Here is a 26,956-nt window from a genome sequence, read left to right as displayed (position 1 = left end):
ACTTCGAGCCCGCCCCAGGGGTCTGATGAACTCCGTTCATCTGACCCCGACTTAAGGTCAACCCCGGGGTCAGAAGAAGGCTTTCTTCAGACCCCTCCTTTACTCGGGGGTCTGATGAACTTGTTCATCTGACCCCATCCTCATCAATACCCCAAACTCACCGAAACTTCCGCAACCGCTGAATCAACGAGGAAGTATCCCACCGGTTCCCCCCCATCGCCTGCACATCCGCATAAAACTGATCCACCAGCGCCGTCACCGGCAAGGTCGCGTTGATCTTGTTCGCTTCCTCCAGGCAAATACCCAGATCCTTGCGCATCCAGTCCACCGCAAACCCGTGGTTGAACTCGCCCTCGATCATGGTCCCGGAGCGGTTCTCCATCTGCCAGGACTGCGCTGCGCCCTTGGAAATCACATCCACTACCTTCGCCACATCCAGGTTCGCCTGCTCGGCAAAATGCAGTGCCTCTGACAGCCCCTGAACCAGGCCAGCGATGGCGATCTGGTTGACCATCTTGGTCTTTTGCCCGCTGCCGGCAGGCCCCATCAGGTTTACCGCACGGCCGTAGTGATCCATCACCGGCTTCGCCCTGGCAAAAGCCTCTTCAGGTCCACCACACATCACCGTCAACTTGCCGTTTTCCGCGCCTTGCTGGCCGCCCGAGACGGGCGCATCGATAAAGGCCTGATTGCGTTGAGCTGCGGCTGCCGCCAGGCGCTCGGCCACGCCCGCCGATGCGGTGGTGTGATCAATCAGGATGGCGCCCTCCGGCGCATTGGCTATGATGCCATCCTCGCCCTCGAACACCTCAATAAGATCCTTGTCCGCACCCACGCAAGTCATGACAAAGTCTGCGCCTTCAACAGCTTCCGCAATCGTTTTGCAGGCGGTTCCCTGGTACTCGTTGGCCCATTGTTCAAGCTTGGCCGCTGTGCGGTTCCAGACACGGACATCGAGGCCGGCTTTGGCCAGGTGTCCGGCCATCGGGTAGCCCATTACACCAAGTCCGATGAAGGTTGCAGTGGTTGCCATATTTATCTCCCGTTGTTGTGATGCGGAATTTTATAGTCTGACGTTAACACAACCGGGCGATAATGGCTGGCCTATCTTGGATTGAGGTGCAGGATGCGGTGGGGATGGTGGAAGGGTCGATTGGGATAAGGCGCGCCTGGCAAATGGAGCCAGGCGCTGGCGGTTTCAGGATGCACTTTCCATTTTCTGCATGGCCTCCCGAAGCACCTTGACGGACTCTGCATGCTTCCCTTGCTTATGCAGGGATTCACCCTGATCACGAAGCGCTTTGACGCTGGCTTCGGTCTCGCTGTCCAGTTGTGCTGTTTGCAGCTGTTGATCGATCTGGCTCATCAGAGCCGGGCATTGACCGGCCACTGCAGCACCGGCAAAGAACATCGCAAATAATAGTGCAGCTATATAACGCATGGTATTGCCTCCTTTTGGCACGCCCTCAGGGAGCATAGCTCACCTGGTCAGATTTTGAGCAAAACATCCTCGTTTGGTTCCGGGCGCGTTAAGAGGATTACGCGCGGCTATGGTGACCCGGATCACACTCTGACCAGAGGGTCGGTGAAATCGATATGTAGCCGTGGAAGAGATTTGATGCTGTTTCTATACTCCTTTGTCTACTGTGTGGACGCACCGCAATGACACTCCCGCCTGAAAATCCCGTTCATTGTCCCGTGCTTTCGCCCGGTTGAATTAACCGGGCCCGGGAAGTGGCCCGTCACCCTGTCGTCATTAAATTGAGGGAATAGCATGGAATTGGTTTACAAGAATGAGAAGCCGTTGCTCAGGATAGCGGTCGTGTTTTCAGCCATCATCTGGCTGGCGTTGTTTGTCGGAACCTTCGGGATTGTCTTGTTGTACCTGCTTCTGGGCTACGTGTTCTTCCTGTTTGCGCATTCCGCATTTATCTCCCACCTGAAAGGTTCGGGCGTGCGGATCAGCCAGGAGCAGTATCCGGATCTTTATGAGCGTCTGGTGCGTTGTTGCGAAAAGGTGGGTGTCAAACAGGTGCCGGAGGCTTACCTGTTACGTACTGATTTCTTTAATGCGCTGGCCACCAAGTTCCTCGGCCGCCACTTTGTGGTGCTCTTTACGGACGTCATTGACGCCCTGGAAGATCAGCCGGGCGCTATCGATTTCTACATTGGTCACGAACTTGGCCACATCCACCGTAAGCACCTTTCCTGGCGGGCGTTCGTGATGCCTGGCTCGTTGTTGCCCGTAGTTGGTCCGGCCCTGCGCCGCGCCGAGGAATATACCTGCGATCGTTATGGCGTTGCCTGTTGCCAGTCCGAGGATGACATCAAGGCCGCCATAGCAGCGATCGCCGCTGGCGATACGCGCTGGAAGACCATAAATGTCGACGCCTACGTCGGTCAGGTGCAGGCCACCAATGGTTTCTGGATGTCGTTCAACGAGCTGACCGGTGACTATCCGTGGCTGACCAAGCGGATGGCGACTGCAGTGGCCCTGGCACAGGGCAGGGAAGTCAAGCATCCTCGGCGTAGTCTGTGGGCCTGGACGCTGTCGATGTTTGTGCCCCGGGTTGGTGGCGGTGCTGGTGGGGCGGCGTCTCTGCTGGTAACGGTCGCGATGATCGGTGTGCTGGCCGCGGTGGCCATCCCGGCATACCAGCAATATACCGAAAGGGCCCGTTATTCAGCCGCTTACTCCCAGGCTCAGGATGTCCAGGAGCGGGTCACTTCCTACGCATATGACAACCAGGCCTGGCCGGTGACCATGCAGGAGCTGGGTTACCCCGAGCTGACGCTGGCGAATGAGGTGCAGAAGTATTCGATTGATGTCTATGAGGAAGGCATGATCGGGGTTGAAATGGGCGTGGATGATGCCGGAGAGTCGGAATACATTGTACTCGAGCCTTCCGTCGATAATGGTGAGATCAGCTGGGTCTGTTACGGCCAGAATGTGAACGAGCAGTATTTGCCGACCGCCTGTCAGTAGGAGCGTGGTGTAACCTTAAAAAGGACCTTCGGGTCCTTTTTTATTTAAAAACAAAAAGGTGCGACTATTTTATAGAAACGGCGTTAACTTCCCCGGGTGTACTAGACTGTAACCAAGGCACCGATCGGGAGGGCACGCTATGGTCATGGGTTATCATCCATCCGGTTCGGCAGGCCCGGGAGATGGCCCCGGGCTTGGTCCCGAACTCTCCACGGCAATCGCGGGGCTCGCCGAGCCCTTTGATTCAGTGGCCGGTATGCCGCTGGATAATTTGTTGGTGCGCATCGGTGATGCCCGGGTCGTGCTGCTGGGAGAAGCTTCCCACGGTACGTCCGAATTTTACCTTGCCCGCGAACGCATAACGCGAGCCCTGATCGAGAAAAAAGGCTTTTCCTTCGTCGCTATTGAGGGGGACTGGCCGGACGCGGCCCGCGTAGACCATTACGTCCGTCACGCCGACTATCCACCTTCCGAGTGGACCGCATTCTCCCGGTTTCCCGCCTGGATGTGGCGGAATGAGGAAGTACGGGGCTTCGTAGACTGGCTTCATGACCACAACAGGGAGCGACCGGTCACAGAGCGGGTCGCGTTTCATGGTCTCGATCTATACAGTCTGTACAGCTCCATCCGAGCCGTCCTTGAGTACCTGGAAGAGGTGGATCCTGACCTTGCGATCCATGCGCGCCAACGCTATGAGTGCCTGGCACCATTCGAAGGCGAACCGGCGACTTATGCCAGGGCAGCGCTCAATCCGCACTACCAGACCTGCGAACAGCCCGTCCTCGACATGCTCAGCGAGTTGCTCAGCCGGCATCGCCGCTATGCGGAGCACGATTCCGACCGTTTCCTGGATGCCGTGCAGAATGCCCGCCTGGTTGCGGATGCTGAGGAGTATTATCGCACCATGTATTACGGCTCCCACAGTGCCTGGAATCTGCGTGATACCCATATGTTCAAGACTCTGGAGTCGCTGTTGGATCACTATGGAGGCAACAGCAAGGCGGTGGTCTGGGCGCATAACAGTCATGTGGGCGACTCCGATGCCACGGACATGAGCCGGCGGGGGGAGTTTAATATTGGCAGGCTCTGCCGGGCCCGTTTTGGTAAGGCGCTCTATACCATTGGCTTCGGTACCGACCACGGCACCGTGGCGGCGGCCTCAAACTGGGATGCGCCGATGGAGGTCAAGCAGGTGAGGCCGGCGCTGAAGGGCAGTTTCGAGCGGCTCTGCCACCAGACGGGTATCTCCGGTTTCCTCCTTCCGCTCAATAAGGCCCGGGGCAGGGCACTTGAGGCGATGTCGGAGCGATTTCTGGAGCGGGCCATCGGTGTGATCTATCGGCCGGAAACGGAGCGCCAGAGCCATTATTTCCGGGCCTGTCTGCCGGAACAGTTTGATGAGTACATCTGGCTGGATGAGACCCGCGCGATCACCCCGTTTGCGACGGAAGTGTTGCCGGGGGTTCCGGACACCTACCCCTTCGGGGTGTAGTTTATCGGGAGCAGGAACGCAAAAAAGGCCGCTGAAATCAGCGGCCTTTTTTGTTCCGGATGGCAAGTCTTCGGGCGACTTACTTCTTCGGATAGTCGCGCTTGTCGGAGCCGGTGTACAGCTGGCGCGGGCGGCCGATGCGGTAGTTGCCGCTGACCATCTCGTTCCAGTGGGAGAACCAGCCGATGGTGCGGGCCATCGCGAAGATCACGGTAAACATGGAGGTCGGAATACCGATCGCCTTCAGGATGATACCGGAGTAGAAGTCGACGTTCGGGTACAGCTTGCGCTCCACGAAGTACTCGTCTTCCAGGGCGATCTTTTCCAGCCGCTGGGCGATCTTGAGCAGCGGATCGTTTTCCAGGCCCAGTTCCTTCAGGACTTCGTGTGCGGTTTCGCGCATCACCTTGGCGCGCGGATCGAAGTTCTTGTAGACGCGGTGGCCAAAGCCCATCAGGCGGAACGGGTCGTCCTTGTCCTTGGCCTTGGCGATAAACTTCTCGATGTTGGCCTCGTCGCCGATCTCGGCCAGCATGTCCAGGACCGCTTCGTTGGCGCCACCGTGAGCCGGGCCCCAGAGCGCAGCAATGCCGGAAGCGATACACGCGTACGGGTTGGCGCCTGTAGAGCCGGCCAGGCGAACAGTAGAGGTGGACGCGTTCTGCTCGTGGTCTGCGTGCAGGATGAAAATCTTGTCCATGGCCTTGGCCAGGACCGGGTTTGGCTTGTATTCCTCACAGGGAACGCCAAACATCATCTGCAGGAAGTTCTCGGAATAGGAAAGGTCGTTCCGCGGATACATGAACGGCTGTCCGAGGCTGTACTTGTAGCACCAGGCGGCAATGGTCGGCATCTTGGCGATCAGGCGATGCGCGGTGATCTGGCGCTGGGTCTCGTCGGTCACGTCCATCTGGTCGTGGTAGAACGCGGACAGGGCGCCGACCACGCCACACATGATGGCCATCGGATGCGCGTCACGGCGGAAGCCATGGAAGAAGTTGCGCATCTGGTCGTGCAGCATGGTGTGGTTCTTGATCGTGTCGTGGAAGCGCTTGTTTTCTTCCTCGGAGGGCAGTTCGCCGTTCAGCAGGAGATAGCAGACTTCCAGGTAGTCCGAGTGATCGGCAAGCTGGTCAATAGGGTAGCCGCGGTGCAGGAGCACGCCGTTGGCACCGTCAATGTAGGTGATGGCTGATTCGCAGGCGGCTGTGGAAACGAATCCCGGATCGTAGGTGAAAACGCCTTCCTGTACCAGGCCTCGTACGTCGATAACGTCAGGGCCGACGGTGCCGGAATAAATCGGTAGCTCAATGGACTTGTCCCCCACCGAGAGCGTGGCTTTCCTGTCGGTCATGGTGCTCTCCTATTTATCAGCTTTGAGAAGCTTTTCTGCATGTGTCGATGCGCTAGAAGGCGCGTATTATCGCAAAACTGGCGGCAAAATATAGGGCGTCAGCTTTTTTTGTCAATGGAGGAAGGCGGAAAAGGAAGAATTTGACTGGTGTTGTAAATCAGGGAAATCCCAAATACTGCTGTCTGGCCGCTGATATCGGATTTGTCAATAATCCTTATAGCTGTCTTAACCCCCGTAATTAGGCGGTTCCGTGAGGGTATCCCGTTTGTAATTGTAAGGGTCACTCCTTATAATCCGTAGCCCGGAATCGGGGATGCACTTTCACGCAAGCTGCAGCATAGCAAGCTATCTGGGTGGCATCCGCCCTCCTGAACCAATCGGTTATCGATAGCGTATCGATCGGCCGAACCTTACATACCAACCATCCGCGCGTCGGCTCGCCCGCTCCGCGGAACCAAGAGAGAGTGTGAGAGCGCTGTGAATAGCAAACGACCAGTAAATCTCGATCTCGGCACGTTTCATTTTCCACTGCCAGCCATTACGTCCATATTGCACCGCATCAGTGGCATCATCATTTTTGTTGGTGTTGCGTTCCTGCTTTATGGGCTTCAGCTTTCCCTGTCCGGGGAAGAGGGGTTCAGTCGGGTAAGTGAACTGCTGGACAGCTTCCTTGCCAAGCTGATTACCTGGGGCATTTTGTCTGCTCTGCTTTACCACCTGGTTGCAGGGATCAAGCACCTGTTCATGGATATGGGCATCGGTGAAGATCTTGAGAGCGGTCGCCTCGCTGCGAAAGCTACGATCGTGGTTTCCGTCATTCTCATCGTTCTGGCAGGAGTCTGGGTATGGGCATGAACAGCGCAACGAATATTGGTCGTAACGGTATCCAGGACTGGATCATCCAGCGGGTCACCGCTTACGTACTGGCCCTTTATACACTGTTCCTCCTTGGCTTCTTTGTGACCACGGATGTTGACTATCAGTCCTGGTCCGCTCTGTTTGGTCAGGGATGGTTCAAGATCTTTACGCTGCTCGCCCTGCTGTCCATTGCCGGGCACGCATGGGTTGGGCTGTGGACCGTTTCCACCGACTACATCAAATCGGCGATGCCGCGTTTCCTGTTCCAGGCTGTCTGCGTGCTCGTGGTTTTCGTGTATGTGGTGTGGGGCATTCAGATTCTTTGGGGGCTTTAATCGATGGCTAACATCAAGACCATGTCTTTTGACGCGATTGTTATCGGTGGTGGCGGTGCCGGTATGCGAGCCGCCCTGCAGTTGACTGAATCCGGTATCAATACCGCGTGTATCACGAAAGTATTTCCGACCCGGTCTCACACTGTGTCTGCGCAGGGCGGCATCACCTGTGCGATCGCAAGTGCCGATCCCAATGACGACTGGCGCTGGCACATGTACGACACCGTCAAGGGCTCCGACTACATCGGTGACCAGGACGCGATCGAGTACATGTGTTCCGTGGGTCCCCAGGCCGTATTCGAGCTGGAGCACATGGGTCTGCCGTTCTCCCGTACCGAGCAGGGCCGTATTTACCAGCGTCCGTTCGGTGGTCAGTCCAAGGACTACGGTAAGGGTGGCCAGGCGGCCCGAACCTGTGCCGCAGCCGATCGTACCGGTCACGCCCTGCTGCACACCCTCTATCAGGCCAACCTGAAGGGTGGTACCACCTTCCTTAATGAGTGGTACGCCGTTGATCTGGTCAAGAACGCCAAGGACGAAGTGGTTGGTGTTGTTGCCATCGAGATCGAGACCGGTGAAGTCTGCTACATCAAGTCCAAGGCCACGGTTCTGGCGACCGGTGGGGCCGGCCGTATCTATGCTTCCACCACCAACGCCATGATCAACACCGGTGACGGTATCGGTATGGCCCTGCGCGCCGGCTTCCCGATGCAGGATATGGAAATGTGGCAGTTCCATCCGACCGGTATCCACGGTGCCGGTACGCTGGTAACCGAAGGTTGTCGGGGTGAGGGTGGTTACCTGATCAACTCCGAAGGTGAGCGTTTCATGGAGCGCTATGCTCCGAACGCAAAGGACCTGGCCGGCCGTGATGTTGTGGCCCGCTCCATGGTTCTGGAAATCCTGGAAGGCCGCGGCTGCGGTCCCGACAAGGACCACGTGCTGCTGAAGCTGGATCACCTGGGGGAAGAAACCCTGAACCTGCGTCTGCCGGGCATCTGTGAGTTGTCCCGCACCTTTGCGCACGTGGATCCGGTGAAAGAGCCGATTCCGGTTGTTCCGACCTGTCACTACATGATGGGTGGTATCCCGACTAACGTTGGTGGTCAGGCTTTGACCCAGGACGAGAACGGCAACGACAAGCCGATTCCCGGTCTGTTTGCCTGTGGTGAGGCAGCTTGTGTATCTGTACACGGCGCCAACCGTCTGGGCGGTAACTCTCTGCTGGACCTGGTTGTGTTCGGTCGTGCGGCGGGTCTGCACATCGAAGAGCAGCTGCGCGGCGGCTTCGAAGTTGACGGCGCCAGTGAAGAGGATATCAAGCGTGCCATGGCTCGCTTGGACCGTCTGAATAACGCTTCCGAGGGTGAGAGCGTTGCAGAGGTTCGCAAGGATCTTCAGAACTGCATGCAGCTGTATTTCGGTGTATTCCGTGATGGCAAGAGCATGGAAGAGGGCTTGAAAAAGCTGGAGGCCATTGGCGAGCGAGTTCGTAACACCAGGCTTGCTGATACGAGTGACGCCTTCAATACCGCGCGCATCGAGGCGCTTGAGCTGGACAATCTTTATGAGGTTGCTCTCGCAACAGCCATTTCTGCGTTCGAGCGTAAGGAAAGCCGTGGCGCTCACGCCCGCAACGACTTTACCGAGCGTGACGATGAGAACTGGCTCAAGCACTCCATGTACTTCCCTCTGGACAAGCGGGTTGGCAAGCGTGATGTAAACTTTGCGCCGAAGACCGTGCCGATGTTCGAGCCGAAGATCCGGACTTACTAAAGGGGAGGATGTAGAGAATGTTGGTAAGCCTGTACCGTTACAACCCCGAGACTGACAACGCCCCCTATATGCAGGACGTTGAGATCGAGATTCCCGCGGGTAAGGACCTGATGGTCCTGGACGTGTTGAATCTGGTAAAGGAAAAAGACCCGACCATGTCCTACCGTCGCTCCTGCCGCGAAGGCGTCTGCGGTTCCGACGGCATGAACATGAACGGCAAGAACGGCCTGGCCTGTATCACCCCGGTATCCCAGGTGGTGAAGAACGACAAGCTGGTGCTGCGGCCGTTGCCGGGGCTGCCGGTCATCCGTGACCTCGTGGTCGACATGAGCCTGTTCTACAAGCAGTACGAGAAGGTCATGCCGTACCTCATCAATGACCAGCCGGCGCCGGCAATCGAGCGTCTGCAGTCTCCGGAAGACCGGGAGAAGCTGGATGGCCTGTACGAGTGTATTCTCTGTGCCTGCTGTTCCACTTCCTGCCCGTCCTTCTGGTGGAACCCGGACAAGTTCATTGGTCCGGCCGGCCTGTTGCAGGCCTACCGGTTCCTGGCGGACAGTCGTGATACTGCCCAGGCGGACCGCCTGGCCAATCTCGACGATCCGTTCAGTGTGTTCCGCTGCCGGGGCATCATGAACTGTGTCAGCGTCTGCCCGAAAGGCCTGAACCCCACAAGGGCTATCGGCCATATCCGGAATCTCCTGCTGCAACGGGCGACCTGATCAGCGGATTCCGACACAGACGCTATACTGTTCTGACCAGGTTAGCACCCCGAAGGCCTCGCTCTACGCGGGGCCTTCAACCAAAGGCTTATGGTCAAAAGTCTTAGTCGGGTGCACACTACGCATGCCGTGACGATAACTTAAAAGGTTTTCGCGGCTTTGCCGAGTATAAAAACCACTGGGGAATGGAAAACATCCGTGTCGCGTGTGGTGGTCAAAGTCATGCCGTAGATTCCCGTATTGACTGAGTTTTACCCCTGACCGACCATACCGGCTCCCCGCACCAGCCCAAGGTGAGCTATTCAAGATGCACGAAAGCATAATGGAGCAGTTGTGGCAGACTTCCCACCTGCAGGGTGGAAATCTTGCCTACGTTGAACAGCTTTTCGAAACCTACCTGACAGACCCCAACGCCGTTCCCGAAGAGTGGAGAAGCTACTTTGACAAGCTTCCCAGCGTTGACGGCTACCACGGCCGCGACATCGTCCACTCTTCCATCCGCGAACAGTTCGAGCACATTTCCCGAAACCAGCGTTTCCTGGCTACCAGCGGTGTTCCCGCCAGCGCCACATCTGACGCGGACAAGAAGCAGATCCGCGTGCTCCAGATGATCAACGCTTTCCGCTTTCGCGGCCACCAGGAAGCCAAACTCGATCCCCTCGGCGTGTGGCAGCGTCCCCAGGTAGAAGACCTGGACCCCAGGTTCCACGAACTTGGCGAATCCGACCTCGATCTCGAATTCCAGACCGGTTCCCTGAATTTCGGTTCCGAGACCATGAAGCTCTCGGACATCGTCGACGGGCTGCGTAAAACTTATTGCGAGAGTATCGGCGCGGAATACATGCACGTTGTCGATACCCGCGTTAAGCGTTGGTTCCAGCAGCGTATGGAACCGGTCCGCTCCCGGCCGGAGTACGAGACAACCACGCGCAAGCACATCCTTGAGCGCCTGACCGCGGCGGAGGGGCTTGAGAAGTATCTGGGTTCCCGTTATCCCGGCGTCAAGCGTTTCGGCCTGGAAGGTGGCGAGAGCCTGATTCCCTGCCTGGATGAGCTGATCCAGCGTGCAGGCTCTTATGGTGCGAAAGAAATCGTTCTCGGCATGGCTCACCGTGGCCGTCTGAACGTTCTGGTGAACACACTCGGCAAAAACCCCAAAGAACTCTTTGACGAGTTCGAGGGCAAGAAACTGGCGGACTCCGGCTCCGGGGACGTCAAGTATCACCAGGGCTTCTCTTCCAATGTCATGACCCCGGGCGGCGAAGTGCACCTGGCCATGGCCTTCAACCCGTCCCACCTGGAGATCGTGTCGCCGGTGGTGGAAGGCTCAGTGCGGGCCCGCCAGACCCGTCGTGGCGATACCGATGGCAGCCAGGTCGTACCGATCGTTATGCACGGCGACGCTGCGTTTGCCGGGCAGGGCGTGGTCATGGAAACCTTCCAGATGTCCCAGACCCGGGGCTATGGCGTTGGCGGTACCATCCACATCGTCATCAACAACCAGGTTGGCTTTACCACCAGCAAGCAGGATGATGCCCGGTCCACCGAGTATTGCACCGATGTGGCCAAGATGGTCCAGGCGCCGATCCTGCACGTGAACGCCGATGATCCGGAAGCGGTCATGTTCGCCACCCAGATGGCCATGGATTACCGTAACGAATTCAAGGGCGATGTGGTCATCGACCTCGTTTGCTACCGTCGCCGCGGTCACAACGAGGCGGACGAGCCGGCCGCGACCCAGCCGCTCATGTACGAAAAGATCCGCAAGTTGAAGACTACGCGGGCCCTGTATGCGGACCAGTTGGTTGAGGCTGGTGTCATCTCCGAAGATGAAGCCAAGCAGATGGAGACCGAATACCGTGACGCCCTGGATAACGGCGAGCACGTTGTCAAGTCTCTGGTCAAGGAGCCCAACACCGAGCTCTACGTTGACTGGACGCCGTACCTGGGTCATGAGTGGACAGCCAAGTGCAAGACCAGCGTGAACCTGAAGACTATCCAGAAGCTGGGCAAGCAGCTCACCTCCCTGCCGGAGGGGTTCAGTGTTCAGCGTCAGGTGTCCAAGATCGTCAATGACCGCGAGAAGATGACCGCAGGCGCCCTGGCCCTGAACTGGGGCTATGGCGAGATGATGGCCTATGCCACGCTGCTGAACGAAGGGCATCCGATTCGCATCACCGGCCAGGACGTTGGCCGGGGTACCTTCTCGCACCGCCATGCGGTACTGCACAACCAGAAAGACGGTTCGACCCACATCTCCCTGCAGAAGCTGTCCGACGACCAGCCGTTGTTCGAGATCTACGACTCGCTGCTGTCCGAAGAAGCGGTCATGGCGTTTGAGTACGGTTACTCCACCACCACTCCGAACGCGCTGATTGTCTGGGAAGCCCAGTTTGGTGACTTCGCTAACGGCGCCCAGGTGGTCATCGACCAGTTCCTGACCAGTGGCGAGCACAAGTGGGGCCGTCTGTGTGGTCTGACCCTGCTGCTGCCGCACGGTTACGAAGGGCAGGGCCCGGAGCACAGTTCCGCTCGCCTGGAGCGCTTCCTGCAGCTGTGTGCCGAGCACAACATTCAGGTGTGCGTGCCGACCACGCCGTCCCAGGTCTTCCACATGCTGCGTCGTCAGGTGAAGCGCCCGTTGCGTAAGCCGCTGGTCGCCATCACACCGAAGAGCCTGCTGCGCCACAAGGAAGCAACCTCAGGACTGGACGATCTGACCTCGGGTACCTTCCAGACCGTGCTGCCCGAGAAAGAGCCGTCCGATCCGAAGAAGGTCACACGCCTGATCATGTGCAGTGGTAAGGTCTATTTTGATCTTCTGGAGAAGAAAAAGGCTGATGAACGCGACGATGTCGCTATTGTCCGTATCGAGCAGCTGTATCCGTTCCCGGCGGATGACTTGGATGAGCTGCTGAGCCAGTACACCAAGCTCAAGAACGTGGTCTGGTGTCAGGAAGAGCCGATGAACCAGGGTGCCTGGTACTGCAGTCAGCATCATATGCGTAATGCGCTGCATCGCCTGAACCCCAAGCTGTACCTTCAGTATGCCGGTCGTGATGCCTCGGCTGCTCCTGCCTGTGGACACATGTCTGTCCATATCGAAGAGCAGAAGAAACTGGTCAACGACGCGTTTGAAATCTGACGAGCTACCGAACTAAGGATTTGTAATGTCAACTGAGATTAAAGCCCCCGTTTTCCCGGAGTCGGTCGCAGAGGGTACCGTCGCGACCTGGCACAAGCAGCCGGGCGAAGCCTGTTCCCGCGATGAACTGATCGTCGATATTGAAACCGACAAGGTGGTCCTCGAAGTGGTTGCACCGGCAGACGGTGTTATTGAGGAGATCGTTAAAGGCGAAGGCGACACCGTTGAAAGCGGTGAAGTGATCGGTAAGTTCAAGGAAGGCGCCGCGGGCGAGTCCAAGCCTGCAGCACCTGCAGCCAAAGAGGAAGCACCGAAGGAAGAGGCCAAGTCAGAGGCCAGTTCCGGTGAGGCGATCCTGAGCCCGGCCGCGCGCAAGCTGGCCGAGGAAAACGATGTCGATCCGAACGCTGTGAAGGGTACCGGCAAAGATGGCCGTGTTACCAAGGAAGACGTTCAGGCACACATCGACAGCGGCAAGGCCTCCGGTGGCGCCGCCAAGCCGGCTGCTGCCGCAGGTATGCCGGAAGTGAATGTGGCCCAGGGCGAGCGCCCGGAAAAGCGCGTTCCGATGACCCGCCTGCGTGCGAGCATCGCCAAGCGTCTGGTGGAAGCCCAGCAGACCGCTGCCATGCTGACCACGTTCAACGAAGTCAACATGAAGCCGATCATGGAACTGCGTAAGCAGTACCAGGACAGTTTCGTGAAGCGTCACGGTATCAAGCTGGGCTTCATGTCCTTCTTTACCAAGGCGGCGACCGAAGCACTGAAGCGTTTCCCGGCGGTGAACGCGTCCATTGACGGCAACGACATGGTGTACCACGGCTACCAGGATATCGGTGTGGCGGTTTCTACCGATCGAGGCCTGGTCGTTCCGGTCCTGCGGGATTCCGACGCCATGGGACTGGCCGACATCGAGAAGAAGATTGTCGAGTACGGAACCAAGGCCAAAGAAGGCAAGCTGGGCATTGAGGAAATGACCGGTGGTACCTTCACCATCACCAACGGCGGTATCTTCGGCTCGCTGATTTCCACGCCGATCCTGAACCCGCCGCAGACCGCGATCCTGGGTATGCACAAGATCCAGGAGCGCCCGATGGCGGTTAACGGTCAGGTTGAGATCCTGCCGATGATGTACCTGGCGCTGTCATACGATCACCGTATGATCGACGGTAAAGAAGCGGTGCAGTTCCTGGTAGCTATCAAGGAAATGCTTGAAGACCCGGCACGTATTCTGCTGGACGTGTGAACTGACACTTAACGAATCAGAGAACGGGATAAATTATGTCTGATAAGTACGACGTCATTGTCATCGGTGCCGGCCCCGGCGGTTACGTGGCAGCCATCAAAGCGGCCCAGCTTGGACTGAAGACCGCCTGCGTCGAGTCCTGGACGTCCAAAGATGGCAAAAGCCAGGTGCTGGGCGGGACCTGCCTGAACGTGGGCTGTATTCCGTCCAAGGCGCTGCTGGAAATTTCTCATAAGTATGAGGAAGCCAGCCACGACTACGAGATGCAGGGCATCATGGCGAAAGAAGTCTCCATGGACATCGCCAAGATGATGGAACGCAAGTCCGGCATCGTTCAGCAGCTGACCGGCGGTATCGCCGGTCTGTTCAAGTCCAACGGTGTGACCTCCATCCACGGCCACGGCAAGCTGCTGGCCGGACGCAAGGTGGAAGTGACCGACAAGGACGGCAAGACCAAGACTTACGAAGCCGACAACGTGATCATCGCTACCGGCTCCAAGCCGATCGAGATTCCGCCGGCTCCGTTTGACGGCGAGTACATCGTCGACTCCGAGGGCGCGCTCGAGTTCAGCGAAGTGCCCAAGCGCCTGGGCGTCATCGGTGCCGGTGTCATCGGCCTCGAGCTGGGCAGTGTCTGGGCCCGTCTGGGTTCTGAAGTCACTGTCCTGGAAGCCCAGGATACCTTCCTGCCGGCGGTTGACCAGCAGGTGGCGAAGGATGCCCTGAAGCAGTTCAAGAAGCAGGGCCTGAACATTGTTATGGGTGCGCGGATGACCGGCGCTGAAGTCAAGCGCAAGCTGATCAACGTCACCTACGAAGACTCGAAGGGCAAGCAGGAAGCCAAGTTCGACAAGCTGATTGTTGCAGTTGGCCGTCGTCCTTACACCGACAACCTGCTGGCCGAAGACGCCGGCGTCCAGATGGACGAGCGCGGTTTCATCTTCGTGGACGATAACTGCAAGACCGAAGCCCCGGGCGTATGGGCGATCGGCGACGTGGTTCGCGGCCCGATGCTGGCACACAAGGCGTCCGAAGAGGGTGTAATGGTTGCCGAGCGCATTGCCGGCCACAAGCCGCAGGTCAACTACGACTGCATTCCGAACGTGATCTACACCGCGCCGGAAGTGGCCTGGGTTGGCAAGACCGAAGAGCAGTTGAAGGCAGAGGGTGAGGAGTACAATGTCGGTACTTTCCCGTTCGCTGCCAACGGTCGCGCCATGGCAGCCAATGCAGCCAGTGGTCTGGTCAAGATCATTGCTGACGCCAAGACAGACCGCATCCTCGGTTTCCACGTGGTAGGCCCGCAGGCCTCCGAAATCGTGGCCCAGGGTGTGATCGCGATGGAGTTTGGTTCCAGCGCGGAAGATCTGGCCCTGACCTGTTTCGCACACCCGACTCTGTCCGAGTCCGTGCACGAAGCAGCTCTGGCTGTTGCCGGCGGTGCGATCCATATCGCTAACCGTCGCAAAAAGAAGTAACGCAAACCAGGAATTCTTTAATTCGGGACATTTACTATGAATTTGCATGAATATCAGGGCAAGCAGCTGTTTGCTGAGTACGGCCTGCCCGTATCCAAGGGCATTGCCTGCGATACTCCCAAGGAAGCCGTAGCAGCGGCAGACGAAATCGGCGGTGACGGCTGGGTTGTGAAGGCCCAGGTTCACGCGGGTGGCCGTGGTAAGGCCGGCGGTGTAAAGCTGGTCAAGAGCAAAGAAGAAATCCGTGAGTTTGCCGAAAAGTGGCTGGGTCAGAACCTGGTTACCTATCAGACCGACGAAAACGGTCAGCCGGTCAGCAAGATTCTGGTTGAATCCCTGACCGACATCGAGGACGAGTTGTACCTGGGCGCGGTTGTTGACCGCGGTACCCGTCGGATTGTCTTCATGGCGTCCACCGAGGGCGGCGTTGAGATCGAGAAGGTAGCCGAAGAGACTCCGGAAAAGATCCTGAAGGCCGAAATCGACCCGCTGGTTGGCGCTCAGCCATACCAGGGCCGCGAGCTGGCGTTCAAACTGGGTCTGGAAGGCAAGCAGATCGGTCAGTTCACCAAGATCTTCCTGGGCCTCGCCAAGCTGTTTGAAGACGCTGACCTGGCACTGGTTGAGATCAACCCGCTGGTGATCACTCCGGCCGGTGACCTGCACTGCCTGGACGCCAAAGTTGGTGTCGACGGCAACGCACTGTACCGCCAGAAGAAGATCCACGAGATGCACGATCCTTCACAGGAAGATTCCCGTGAAGCGGAAGCGGCCAAGTGGGAGCTCAACTACGTAGCTCTGGATGGCAACATCGGCTGCATGGTTAACGGTGCCGGTCTGGCCATGGGTACCATGGACATCATCAAGCTGTCCGGTGGCCAGCCTGCCAACTTCCTCGACGTAGGTGGCGGCGCGACCAAAGAGCGTGTTTCCGAAGCGTTCAAGATCATCCTGTCTGACGACGCGGTTCAGGCCGTACTGGTTAACATCTTCGGTGGTATTGTTCGCTGCGACATGATCGCAGAGGGCATCATTGGCGCTGTTAAGGAAGTCGGTGTAAAAGTCCCTGTGGTTGTTCGCCTTGAAGGTAATAACGCCGAGCTGGGCACCAAGGTACTGGCCGAGAGTGGCCTGAACATCATTGCCGCCACCAGCCTGGCGGATGCTGCAGAGCAAGTCGTTAAAGCCGCAGGGGGTAAGTAATGAGCATCCTGATTAACAAAGACACCAAGGTAATCTGCCAGGGCTTTACCGGCTCCCAGGGTACCTTCCACTCCGAGCAGGCCATTGAATATGGCACCAAGATGGTTGGCGGTGTAAGCCCCGGTAAGGGCGGCACCGAGCACCTGGGCCTGCCGGTATTCAACACCGTCCGTGACGCCGTTGAGGCTACTGGCGCGGAAGCCACCGTGATCTACGTGCCGGCTCCGTTCTGTAAGGACGCCATCATCGAAGCGGCCGACGCCGGCATCCAGCTGATCGTCTGCATCACCGAGGGCATCCCGACCATCGACATGCTGTACGCCAAAGAATACGTTGATCGTAAAGGCGTGCGCATGATCGGGCCGAACTGCCCGGGTGTGATCACTCCGGACGAGTGCAAGATCGGCATCATGCCGGGCCACATCCACAAGAAGGGCAAGGTCGGTATCGTATCCCGCTCCGGCACCCTGACTTACGAAGCGGTCAAGCAGACCACTGACTTCGGCTATGGCCAGTCCACCTGTGTGGGCATCGGTGGTGACCCGATCCCGGGCTCCAACTTCATCGATATCCTGAAGCTGCTGCAGGAAGATCCGGAAACCGAAGCGATCGTCATGATCGGTGAAATCGGCGGTACTGCCGAGGAAGAGGCTGCAGCGTTCATCAAGGAGAACGTAACCAAGCCGGTGGTTTCCTACATCGCGGGTGTGACTGCCCCTCCGGGCAAGCGTATGGGTCACGCCGGTGCGATCATCTCCGGTGGTAAGGGTACCGCAGACGAGAAGTTCGCTGCCCTGAACGACGCCGGTGTCAAAACCGTGCGCAGCCTGGCCGAGATCGGCAAGGCCCTGAAGGAAGTGACTGGCTGGTAAGCCTTTCCTCCGGAAGCAAAACCCCCGTGCACCTGACGGTGCACGGGGGTTTTTGTTTTTTGGCCTGTGTCCTTAACTGCGAAGGTCTATCAGACTATAATGCCCGGTCAGCCTCTTTTTCGCGGCGCATCATTAGAAACATAAGGAGTTCGTGCTTTGAGTTCTGTAGATTCCCAGCAACGGGTTTTGTCGGGCATGCGTCCGACCGGAAAGCTTCACCTTGGTCACTACCACGGTGTGCTGAAAAACTGGGTGAAACTCCAGCACGAGTATGAGTGCTTCTTCTTCATCGCCGACTGGCATGCCCTGACCACTCAGTACGATGATCCCTCCGGCATCGAGCAGAGTGTCTGGGACATGGTGATCGACTGGCTGGCAGCGGGGGTGAACCCGGGTTCCTCCACCATGTTCATCCAGTCCCAGGTGCCCGAACACGCGGAATTGCACCTGTTGCTGTCCATGATCACCCCTCTGGGCTGGCTTGAGCGGATTCCCACCTTCAAGGACCAGCAGGAGAAACTGCGGGAAAAGGATCTGGCTACCTATGGTTTCCTCGGGTATCCATTGCTCCAGAGCGCCGATATCCTGATTTATCGGGCCGGAAAGGTACCGGTGGGTGCCGATCAGGTCTCCCACGTGGAGATTACCCGGGAGATCGCGCGCCGCTTCAACCATATCTATGGCCGGGAACCGGGCTTCGAGGAGCAGGCCGAAGGTGCCATCGTCAAGATGGGCAAGAAGAACGCCAAGCTGTACCGGAACCTGAAGAAACGGTACCAGGAAGAGGGCGATCTCGAGGCACTGGAAACGGCCCGTGCACTGCTGAAAGAACAGCAGAATATTTCCCTGGGCGACCGTGAGCGCCTGTACGGCTATATTGAAGGCGGTGGCAAGGTCATCCTCCCGGAGCCGCAGCCTCTGCTGACCCCGGAATCCAAGATGCCTGGACTGGACGGCCAGAAGATGTCCAAGTCCTACAACAATTACATCGGCCTGCGTGAGGAGCCGGACACGGTTGCCGACAAGGTCCGCACCATGCAGACCGATCCCCAGCGGGTCCGCCGTACAGACCCGGGCGAGCCGGAAAAGTGTCCGGTCTGGGGGCTGCACAAGATCTATTCCGATGCCGATACCCAGGAGTGGGTGCAGACCGGTTGCCGCAGTGCGGGCATCGGTTGCCTCGATTGCAAAAAGCCGTTGATCGACGCGATAGTCGAAGAACAGCGGCCTCTGCACGAACGGGCCCGTGAATACGAGAGCAATCCGGATCTGGTACATTCCATCCTTCAGGAAGGTCGTGAGCATGCGCGGGACGCGGCCCGGGATACGCTGGAGGAAGTGCGGGCGGCTATGGGGCTCCATTACCGCTAAGAGTCAGTCGCTGATCCTGTTTCGGTCAGCGTCATCCGAGGGAAGGCTATGACGGACGATACCAGTACCACGGTAGCGGAGGCAGAGCAGGCGCCTGATAATCAGGAGCCGCTGGCATTGGTTTCCGGCAAGCCGGTGGTCGACCTTCCCAAGGATCTGTACATTCCGCCCGATGCCCTGGCGGTGTTCCTTGAGGCCTTTGAAGGGCCTCTGGATCTGTTGCTGTACCTGATTCGACGCCAGAATATGAATATCCTGGATATCGATGTCAGCGAGATCACCCGCCAGTACATGGATTATATCGGGGCTGTGGAGGCGATGAGGTTCGAGTTGGCAGCGGAATATCTGGTGATGGCGGCCACGCTTGCCGAGATCAAATCCCGGATGCTTCTGCCGCGCCAGGAGTCCGAGGATGAAGAGGAAGTGGACCCGAGGGCGGAACTGATCCGCCGGCTGCAGCAGTACGAGCGTTTCAAGCAGGCGGCTGAGGATATCGACGAGTTGCCGCGCATGGAGCGGGACACCTTCGGAGCGTCCGCCGCTCTGCCCAGGCTGCCTTCCAGCCAGCCCCATCCGGACGTGGAGATGCGAGAATTGCTGCTCGCCATGCAGGGGGTGCTCAAGCGCGCGGATCTCTTTACCAGCCACCACGTGGAGAAAGAAATCCTGTCTACCCGAGAGCGGATGTCGCACATCCTGTCCGTCCTTCAGGACGACCGTTTCGTGTCCTTCGAGAGTCTATTTACGTTCGAGGAAGGTCGCCTGGGTGTGGTGGTGACTTTCCTTGCGACCCTGGAGCTGGTCAAGGAGCAGTTGATCGAGGTAGTGCAGGCCGAGACTCTTGGGCCGATTCACGTTCGTGCCCGGGCGGCCAGCTGAACGCTGTCAAACCGAGAACTAACGCAGATACCGGATTCTGATCATGAATGAAGAACACCTGCTAAGGATTCAGGCGATTGCCGAGGCAGCCTTGCTGGCTGCGGGCAAGCCGCTTTCTCTGGAGCAACTGCGGGAATTGTTCACTGAGGATGAGCGTCCTGCCAGGCAGGTGATGGAACATGTCATGGTCCAGCTTGAAGCGGCGTGCGAGGGCAGGGGCTTCGAGTTGAAGAAGGTCGCCAGCGGCTACCGGTTGCAGGTGCGCGAGGAGTACGCACCCTGGGTCGGGAGGCTATTCGAGGAAAAGCCCCAGCGGTATTCCAGGGCCTTGCTGGAAACTCTGGCATTGATAGCCTACCGGCAGCCAATCACCCGGGGCGAAATCGAGGATATCCGTGGTGTAACGGTAAGCAGCAATATCATTCGCACCCTGCTTGAGCGAGAGTGGGTGCGCGTTGTCGGCCACCGGGATGTGCCCGGTCGTCCGGCTATGTATGCCACGACCAAACAGTTTCTGGATTACTTCAATCTGACCGGCCTGGATCAGTTGCCGCCACTCTCGGAAGTGCGGGATCTTGAGGAAATCGGCCGGGAAATCGAGAAGAACATGCAGGGGGAAATCGAGTTTGAATCCCCCGAATCCAGTCAGCAGACCATTCACTGACAATCTATACGTCAGTCATTACCAAGGATTTAACCATGGCGTCAGATCGACCAGGCCAAGGCTCAACAACACGTCAGGAAACAGCGAATGCGGACGCGCCGGAGCGGGTTCAGAAACTCCTGGCCCGGGCCGGTGTCGGGTCCCGCAGGGAAATCGAAGGCTGGATGGAGGCGGGTCGGCTCACGGTCAACGGTCAGCCGGTCAGCCCGGGACAGAAAGCTACGGTAAAGGACCGTTTTGAACTGGATGGCAAACGCCTGGATGTGACCGGTGCGGCGGATGTTCTCCGGCGCGTACTGATCTACAACAAGCCGGAGGGCGAGGTTACCACCCGCAAGGATCCCGAAGGGCGACCGACGGTGTTTGACCGGCTGCCAAGGCTGAAGGACCGGCGCTGGGTGTCCATCGGCCGTCTGGATATCAACACCACCGGCCTGGTGCTGTTTACCACTGATGGCGAGTTGGCCAACCGGCTGATGCATCCGTCCAGTGAGATCGATCGTGAATATGCCGTGCGCATCTTCGGAGAAGTGGATGAGGCGATGATTGAGCGCCTGATGGAAGGTGTGCTGCTCGAGGATGGCATGGCGAAGTTCACGGACATTACACCGGCCGGCGGTTCCGGTGTGAACCAGTGGTTCCACGTAACCCTGCTTGAGGGGCGGAATCGCGAGGTTCGCCGGCTCTGGGAATCCCAGGGCGTGAAGGTGAGCCGGCTGAAGCGCGTGCGCTACGGGCCGATCTTCCTGCCCAGTCGCCTGACGGTGGGCAAATGGGAAGAACTTGACCAGAAAGCGGTCGACCTCCTGAGCCGTACCGTTGGGCTGGACCCGGTGCAGATTCCTGCCAAGACCCCGGGCGAGCAGGCGGCCCACGACCGCCGCCGTCGCAAGGCGCCCTCCCGCCCAGGCCGAAAGGCGGGCGCCAATAAATGGCAGGTTGCTGATTCCGCACCGGAAAAACCCAAAGCGCGGCGTCGTCCGCAATCCCGCAAGTAGGTTGCTGGAAGGTTCCGTCAAAATCCCGGGTGGGGCAATCAAAATGTCGGACAAGGGGGTGGGGCCCGTGCAAGCGTGTGCTAAACTCCAGCGCTTGTGACTGTATTCACCCGGGAAGTGAGCGCCAGAATTTATGAGGTTTCAGGCTCCTGAAAGTTTGTCCGAACAGATTGCCCAGCACCTGGGGCAACGGATCATTACCCGCGATCTCAAGCCAGGCGAGCGTATCCAGGAACTGAAGGTCGCCGGCGACCTGAATGTCAGCCGTGGATCTGTGCGGGAGGCGTTATTGATCATGCAGCGGCGGCACCTGGTGGAAATTTTCCCCCGCCGGGGCGCCGTGGTGTCGGGGCTGACCGCAGAAAGCGTCAATAACCTCTACGATATCTACATCGATCTGCTGTGCATGCTGGGGCGCAAAGTCCTTGAACGCTGGTCCGGCGAGGAACTGGGCGGCGTGATGGGCCAGGTCCGTGAATTGCAGGCGGTTATCGATGCCCTCAACTCCAACAGCGCCGATGCGGCGGAACAGGTAATCGATGCCGGCTTCGGTGTCATGCGCTACGCTTACCGCCTGGTGGAAAATCCCTTCCTGGAAGAGACCCTGGAAAACTTCCGGCCGGCAATCAGCCGCACCTACTTTGTGGCTCTGGAGAATTTCCGGGAAGAAATCGTCGAGACGGCAACTTTCTTCCGCCAACTGGCGGACGCGGCCACCGCTGGCGATGCCGATCGACTCCAGGCGGTTATTCAGGCCTTCGGCGAGCACCAGCGTCAGCAGGTGCTGAGTATTCTCAGGGAGGAGGAGATCGCCTGATATGCGCCTTAAATCGATCAAGTTGTCCGGTTTCAAGTCGTTCGTTGACCCGACCACGGTACCGTTCCCCTCGAACATGACCGCAGTGGTGGGGCCGAACGGTTGCGGTAAGTCGAACATCATTGATGCCGTGCGCTGGGTTATGGGTGAAAGCTCCGCCAAGTACCTGCGCGGGGAATCCATGACCGACGTCATCTTCAACGGCTCCAGTGCCCGAAAGCCGGTTGGCCAGGCCTCTATCGAACTGGTGTTTGACAACAGTGATGGCTCGGCCCCGGGCGAGTTTGCCCGTTTCAACGAAATTTCTGTGCGCCGGCGGGTTTCCCGCGAAGGACAATCAGAATACTTCATGAACGGCGCCAAATGCCGCCGTCGTGATATCACCGATCTGTTCCTGGGTACCGGGCTCGGGCCTCGCAGCTATGCCATCATCGAGCAGGGCATGATTTCCCGGCTTATCGAGGCCAAGCCGGAAGAACTCCGTGTTTATATCGAGGAAGCTGCCGGTATCTCGAAGTACAAGGAACGCCGCCGGGAAACCGAGAACCGTATCCGCCGCACACAGGAAAACCTGGAACGTCTGACTGACCTCAGGGACGAATTGTCTCGCCAGTTGCAGCATCTGGAGCGCCAGGCCGCCGCCGCCGAGAAGTACAAGGCCTACAAGCAGGAAGAGCGTCAGAAGAAGGCGGAGCTGACCGTACTGCGTTGGCAGTCCCTCGATAACGACCTGCAGACCTGGCGCGGCAAGATCCGGGACACCGAGCTGGATCTGGAAAAGCAGCTGACCGAAAGGGTCAGCCTGGAAACCGCTCTCGAATCCCTCCGGGAGAGTCATCAGGACCGCACCGAGCATTTCAACCGGGCGCAGGCGCGCTATTACGAGGCCGGCGCCGACATCGCCCGCATTGAGCAGAGCCTGGAGCACCAGCGCGAACGCAGCCGGCAAACCGCTGCCGAACTGGACCAGGCCATGGCCAACGAGCGTGAACTGGCGCGGGAACTGGAGCAGGACGAAGAGAAACTTGCTGCCATCCAGGAAGAGCTGGACATGATGGAGCCCGAACAGGAAGCCCTGGCGATCCGTTCCGAGGAGTCCGGTGAGAAACTGCAGCAGGCGGAAGACGCCATGAGCGACTGGCAGCACAAGTGGGAAGACTTCAGTACCCGATCTTCCGACGCCCGCCGGCAGGCGGAGCTGGCCCAGTCCCGTATCCGCTCCCTGGAAGATGCGATCGAACAGCTCCGGAACCGGAGTCGCAAGCTGGAGGATGAGCGTGAACTGCTCGAAGGCCAGATGGACCGGGCCGAACTCGAAACCCTGCTTGAGCAACAGGAAACCCTGGAACTCCAGCGGGAAGAGGCATCCGAACGCATCGCCGATATCCAGGACGAGCTCTATGAGGCCCGCCAGCAGCAGCGCGAAGCCGAGAACGCTCTTTCGGATGAGCGCCAGCGAGTCCAGAGCCTCCGGGCGTCCCTCGAATCCCAGCAGGCACTGCTGGATGAACAGCTGGGCAGCCAGGACGATCAGCTGCAGTCCTGGCTCTCCGACCATGACCTCCTCGACACCCCACGCGTGGCCTCTCGCCTCCGGATTGATGACGGCTGGGAATTCGCTGTGGAACAGGTCATTGGCCGGTTCACCCAGGGGTTGGCGCTGCCGGGCATTTCCGACCTCTCTGGTGCCATGGCCACCGCCCCACGGGGATTGGCGATGGTGGATGAGCGTTCCGGGGATACCGGTAGCGGCGCCGGTCTTGCTGCCCGGGTCTCGGGCATACCGGCGGTAACCGCGATGCTCGACGGAATCGACACCGCCGAGAATCTGGATGAGGCGCTGGCGTCGCGCGAGAGCCTGGTGGCAGGTCAGAGTCTGATCACCCGTGAAGGTATCTGGGTTGCCCGTGACTGGATCCTGATGCCGGACTCGGACGCCGGTCAGGTGGGGGTAATCGAGCGCCAGAAAAAAGTTGCAGAGCTGACTGAGCAGCTGGCCAGCGCCGAAGCCGCGATGGAGGCGGCAAACGAACGCCTGGAGCAGCTCCAGGAGCGAACCGAACGGGCCGAAGCAACCCGTGAAGATGCCCAGGCGAAGCTGTCCGATGCCGAGCGTGAGCTAAGTAGCCTGGGTTCCAGGATCTCCGGGCTCAAGGCGAGGGCGGAGCAGATTGATGCCCGCCTGCAGCGGATCAACGAGGATCGCGAGGACGTTGCTGTCAGCCTTGAAGAGCAGCAGGAAAGCCTGCAAATGGCCCGGGAGGAATGGCAGCAGGCGCTGGCCTCCACCGAGGACAGTGACGAGGAGAAGGAGCGTTTGCTGGAGCAGAGAGACACGCTCCGCGAGAACCTGGACCGCCTTCGCCAGGAAGCGCGCCACGATCGCGACCATGCCCATCAACTGCAGCTGCAGTTACAGACTCTGAACAGTCAGCGGGAAGGTCTGAAGCAGACCATTGACCGGATGCAGCTGCAGAAGGAACGGATTCAGGAGCGCCTGGAGATCCTGCGGGAGGCCCGGGAGAACGCCGAGGAGCCCATGGAGGACCTCCAGATGCAGCTCGAGGGTCTGCTCGACCGTCGGCTGGCAGAGGAGGAAAAGCTCGGTGCGGCGCGTGACTCCCTGGAAGAGATCGACCGTGAGGTGCGCGAGAAGGAGCAGTCCCGGAGTCGGATTGATCATGAGATCCAGGATGTCCGCGCCCGGCTGGAAAAGCTCAAGATGGAATCCCAGGCGCTTGAGATACGCTCAGGCAACCACATCGAGCAGCTGTCGGAACTGGATGTGAAACTGCAGGAGGTGCTGGAGCAGTTGCCCGAAGAGGCCAATGAGAAAGACTGGGCCGAGGAGCTGGAAAAAATTGGCAACCGCATTCAGCGGCTGGGAGCCATTAACCTGGCGGCTATCGAGGAGTACCAGGTTCAGAGTGAGCGGAAAACCTATCTGGACAGCCAGCATGAAGACCTGATGGAAGCCCTGGAGACGCTGGATAACGCGATCCGCAAGATCGACCGGGAAACCCGGCAGCGCTTCAAGGAAACGTTCGATCAGGTCAACGGCGGCTTGCAGGCGCTGTTCCCGAAAGTATTTGGTGGTGGTAACGCCTACCTTGAACTGACCGGAGAGGACCTGCTGGAAACGGGGGTCGCGATCATGGCGCGGCCACCGGGCAAGAAGAACAGCACCATCCATCTGTTGTCCGGTGGTGAGAAGGCTCTGACGGCTATCGCCCTGGTGTTCTCCATCTTCCAGCTGAATCCGGCGCCGTTCTGTATGCTGGACGAGGTGGATGCACCGCTGGATGATGCCAACGTTGGTCGCTACGCGAACATGGTCAAGGAAATGTCCAAACAGGTGCAGTTCATCTACATTACCCACAACAAGATCGCCATGGAGATGGCGGACCAGTTGATGGGCGTAACCATGCACGAACCGGGGTGTTCGCGCCTGGTATCGGTGGATGTAGAGGAAGCGGCGGCTCTGGCCGAGGCCTGATGGGCGAGGCTGGTTGAACTGTCACCAAGAATGACAAAAACGCCATATGGCCCGGCAGCGCGTTGTATTCATTACGGGCTTTTCTTAGAGTAGCAACATTATTGAACCTGCACACAGGACAGCAGCACTATGTCTCTTAGGGAATGGTTAATCGCCATAGGTACCCTGGTTATTCTCGGCATCGTGATCGACGGGATCCGTCGGATGCGAAGGGCCCGAAAGGAGTCCATGGCCATCTCGTCGGGGATGGGCGCGGATGATCTGGATGAATCCCCGTTGGAAGAGGATTACAACCCCGAGCTACCCAATGGTGGTGCGCGGACCGTTTCCCGGGATGTCCTCGAGGAGCGTGGTTACGTGAAGCCGGAGCGTTCGAACCGGTTCGGCAATCCGCCGCCGAAGCCGACCAGGCCGGCGAAGGAAGCCCGCACTCAGGAACAGCCGCTTGATGCCGAGCCGGAGTTGACGAAAGAGGATCGTTTTTCATCCGTCGATCAGGACGACCAGGACGACGATTTCCGGGACGCAGGCTGGGGTGCCAATGACGATGTTTCACTTGAGGAGGATATCGTTGGTGAACCTCGCACGGTATCCGTCGAGCCCGGCCGCGCCCAACCCGATGTTGCCGCCGGGCCGGAAGGCCATGAAGAGCCGCCGACCGGTAACGCTCCCCCGATCGTAACCACCGAGGTAGAGGAAGACACCGCACGCCGGAGCCCGGCGGCTCGCCGGTCCGATCAGCCCCTGGCCGGGGCTAACCGACCGGAGGCGCGCGAAGTAATCGTCATCAACGTACTCGCCCGCAGTGGCGGCGAGTTCACCGGGCTCGCCCTCAAGAAGCTATTCGAGGCCTGCGGGCTCGAACATGGTGATATGGATATCTACCACCGCCATGAGCAGTCGGACACCACCAGTCCGGTTCAGTTCAGCGTCGCCAATGCGGTGGAACCGGGTACGTTCAAGCCTGAGGACATCCCGGGCATCAAAACGCCGGGAATCAGCTTCTTCATGAGCCTGCCCGGCCCCTCCAGGCCGTTGCAGGCCTTTGATTTCATGCTGGAAACCGCTCAGGCCGTGGTTCGTAATCTTGGAGGTGAACTCAAGGACGAACGGCGTAGCGTGATGACACCGCAAACCATCGAACATTGTCGCCAGCGTATCCGGGAGTTCGAGCGCAAGCAGCGATCCCAGCGGGTTTGAGGGCCGTAACACCGACAGCGTAATGCCCGGCTCTGGTCCGGGCATTTTTGTGACAGCCGAGAGT

The 26,956-nt window shown here is 58.7% G+C and carries 21 protein-coding genes; 18 read left to right on the top strand and 3 right to left on the bottom strand.

The window, feature by feature from the left end:
• Window positions 1-157: 157 nt before the first annotated feature.
• On the bottom strand, window positions 158-1,033 hold the full coding sequence (locus MD273_RS08670) for an NAD(P)-dependent oxidoreductase (RefSeq protein WP_239037340.1): 876 nt from the start codon (window positions 1,031-1,033) through the stop codon (window positions 158-160).
• A 165-nt stretch (window positions 1,034-1,198) separates the two neighbouring features.
• On the bottom strand, window positions 1,199-1,441 hold the full coding sequence (locus MD273_RS08665; protein ID WP_239037339.1) for a PA2433 domain-containing protein: 243 nt from the start codon (window positions 1,439-1,441) through the stop codon (window positions 1,199-1,201).
• A gap of 333 nt (window positions 1,442-1,774) precedes the next feature.
• On the opposite strand from MD273_RS08665, the gene MD273_RS08660 reads away from it, so the two are divergent.
• Entirely contained in the window at window positions 1,775-2,986 is a 1,212-nt protein-coding gene (locus MD273_RS08660; protein ID WP_239037338.1) for a pilin, read from the top strand.
• Between the two features lie 145 nt (window positions 2,987-3,131).
• Window positions 3,132-4,478, top strand: coding sequence for an erythromycin esterase family protein (locus MD273_RS08655; RefSeq protein ID WP_239037337.1), 1,347 nt, complete (start codon window positions 3,132-3,134; stop codon window positions 4,476-4,478).
• A 79-nt stretch (window positions 4,479-4,557) separates the two neighbouring features.
• Here the strand turns inward: MD273_RS08655 and gltA are convergent, their stop codons facing one another.
• The gene (gene gltA, locus MD273_RS08650; protein WP_239037336.1) at window positions 4,558-5,832 is read right to left on the bottom strand and encodes a citrate synthase; all 1,275 of its coding nucleotides are present in this window, start codon (window positions 5,830-5,832) and stop codon (window positions 4,558-4,560) included.
• A 477-nt stretch (window positions 5,833-6,309) separates the two neighbouring features.
• Between gltA and sdhC the strand changes: the two genes are divergently transcribed.
• From sdhC to zipA, 16 genes are all read left to right on the top strand, one after another.
• On the top strand, window positions 6,310-6,687 hold the full coding sequence (sdhC, locus tag MD273_RS08645) for a succinate dehydrogenase, cytochrome b556 subunit (protein WP_239037335.1): 378 nt from the start codon (window positions 6,310-6,312) through the stop codon (window positions 6,685-6,687).
• On the top strand, window positions 6,684-7,025 hold the full coding sequence (gene sdhD, locus MD273_RS08640) for a succinate dehydrogenase, hydrophobic membrane anchor protein (protein ID WP_502846051.1): 342 nt from the start codon (window positions 6,684-6,686) through the stop codon (window positions 7,023-7,025). Before sdhC ends, sdhD begins: the two co-directional genes overlap by 4 nt.
• Before the next feature lie 3 nt (window positions 7,026-7,028).
• Window positions 7,029-8,801, top strand: coding sequence for a succinate dehydrogenase flavoprotein subunit (gene sdhA / locus MD273_RS08635; RefSeq protein WP_239037333.1), 1,773 nt, complete (start codon window positions 7,029-7,031; stop codon window positions 8,799-8,801).
• Between the two features lie 17 nt (window positions 8,802-8,818).
• Window positions 8,819-9,523, top strand: coding sequence for a succinate dehydrogenase iron-sulfur subunit (locus tag MD273_RS08630; protein ID WP_239037332.1), 705 nt, complete (start codon window positions 8,819-8,821; stop codon window positions 9,521-9,523).
• A 307-nt stretch (window positions 9,524-9,830) separates the two neighbouring features.
• Window positions 9,831-12,668 (top strand): 2-oxoglutarate dehydrogenase E1 component, encoded by a 2,838-nt coding sequence (locus MD273_RS08625; RefSeq protein WP_239037331.1) that lies wholly within the window; start codon window positions 9,831-9,833, stop codon window positions 12,666-12,668.
• Between the two features lie 25 nt (window positions 12,669-12,693).
• A complete protein-coding gene (gene odhB / locus MD273_RS08620; RefSeq protein WP_239037330.1) occupies window positions 12,694-13,914 on the top strand; it encodes a 2-oxoglutarate dehydrogenase complex dihydrolipoyllysine-residue succinyltransferase in 1,221 nt (406 codons plus the stop codon).
• Window positions 13,915-13,949: 35 nt separating this feature from the next.
• Window positions 13,950-15,392: a dihydrolipoyl dehydrogenase gene (lpdA, locus tag MD273_RS08615; RefSeq protein WP_092002416.1), complete on the top strand. Its 1,443-nt coding sequence runs from the start codon at window positions 13,950-13,952 to the stop codon at window positions 15,390-15,392.
• A gap of 36 nt (window positions 15,393-15,428) precedes the next feature.
• Window positions 15,429-16,595, top strand: coding sequence for an ADP-forming succinate--CoA ligase subunit beta (gene sucC / locus MD273_RS08610; protein WP_239037329.1), 1,167 nt, complete (start codon window positions 15,429-15,431; stop codon window positions 16,593-16,595).
• The gene (gene sucD, locus MD273_RS08605; protein WP_239037328.1) at window positions 16,595-17,467 is read left to right on the top strand and encodes a succinate--CoA ligase subunit alpha; all 873 of its coding nucleotides are present in this window, start codon (window positions 16,595-16,597) and stop codon (window positions 17,465-17,467) included. The genes sucC and sucD overlap by 1 nt, the downstream gene beginning before the upstream one ends.
• Before the next feature lie 156 nt (window positions 17,468-17,623).
• Window positions 17,624-18,838, top strand: coding sequence for a tryptophan--tRNA ligase (locus MD273_RS08600; protein ID WP_285229125.1), 1,215 nt, complete (start codon window positions 17,624-17,626; stop codon window positions 18,836-18,838).
• 48 nt (window positions 18,839-18,886) lie between these two features.
• Window positions 18,887-19,717, top strand: a complete 831-nt coding sequence (locus MD273_RS08595) for a segregation and condensation protein A (RefSeq protein WP_239037327.1) — start codon at window positions 18,887-18,889, stop codon at window positions 19,715-19,717.
• Between the two features lie 43 nt (window positions 19,718-19,760).
• Complete coding sequence (gene scpB / locus MD273_RS08590; RefSeq protein ID WP_113862926.1) at window positions 19,761-20,381, top strand: SMC-Scp complex subunit ScpB; 621 nt, start codon at window positions 19,761-19,763, stop codon at window positions 20,379-20,381.
• Window positions 20,382-20,416: 35 nt separating this feature from the next.
• Window positions 20,417-21,379: a 23S rRNA pseudouridine(2605) synthase RluB gene (gene rluB / locus MD273_RS08585; protein ID WP_239037326.1), complete on the top strand. Its 963-nt coding sequence runs from the start codon at window positions 20,417-20,419 to the stop codon at window positions 21,377-21,379.
• Between the two features lie 133 nt (window positions 21,380-21,512).
• A complete protein-coding gene (locus MD273_RS08580) occupies window positions 21,513-22,196 on the top strand; it encodes a GntR family transcriptional regulator (RefSeq protein ID WP_502846035.1) in 684 nt (227 codons plus the stop codon).
• Window position 22,197: 1 nt separating this feature from the next.
• A complete protein-coding gene (smc, locus tag MD273_RS08575; protein ID WP_239037324.1) occupies window positions 22,198-25,692 on the top strand; it encodes a chromosome segregation protein SMC in 3,495 nt (1,164 codons plus the stop codon).
• A 129-nt stretch (window positions 25,693-25,821) separates the two neighbouring features.
• On the top strand, window positions 25,822-26,892 hold the full coding sequence (gene zipA, locus MD273_RS08570) for a cell division protein ZipA (RefSeq protein WP_239037323.1): 1,071 nt from the start codon (window positions 25,822-25,824) through the stop codon (window positions 26,890-26,892).
• The last annotated feature ends 64 nt before the right edge of the window (window positions 26,893-26,956 follow it).

This window comes from Marinobacter sp. C7, assembly GCF_022343555.1.
In the GTDB taxonomy this organism is placed as follows: domain Bacteria; phylum Pseudomonadota; class Gammaproteobacteria; order Pseudomonadales; family Oleiphilaceae; genus Marinobacter.
The sequence above is the reverse complement of the archived record's forward strand: the minus strand, read 5'-3'. Positions and strand labels throughout refer to the sequence as shown.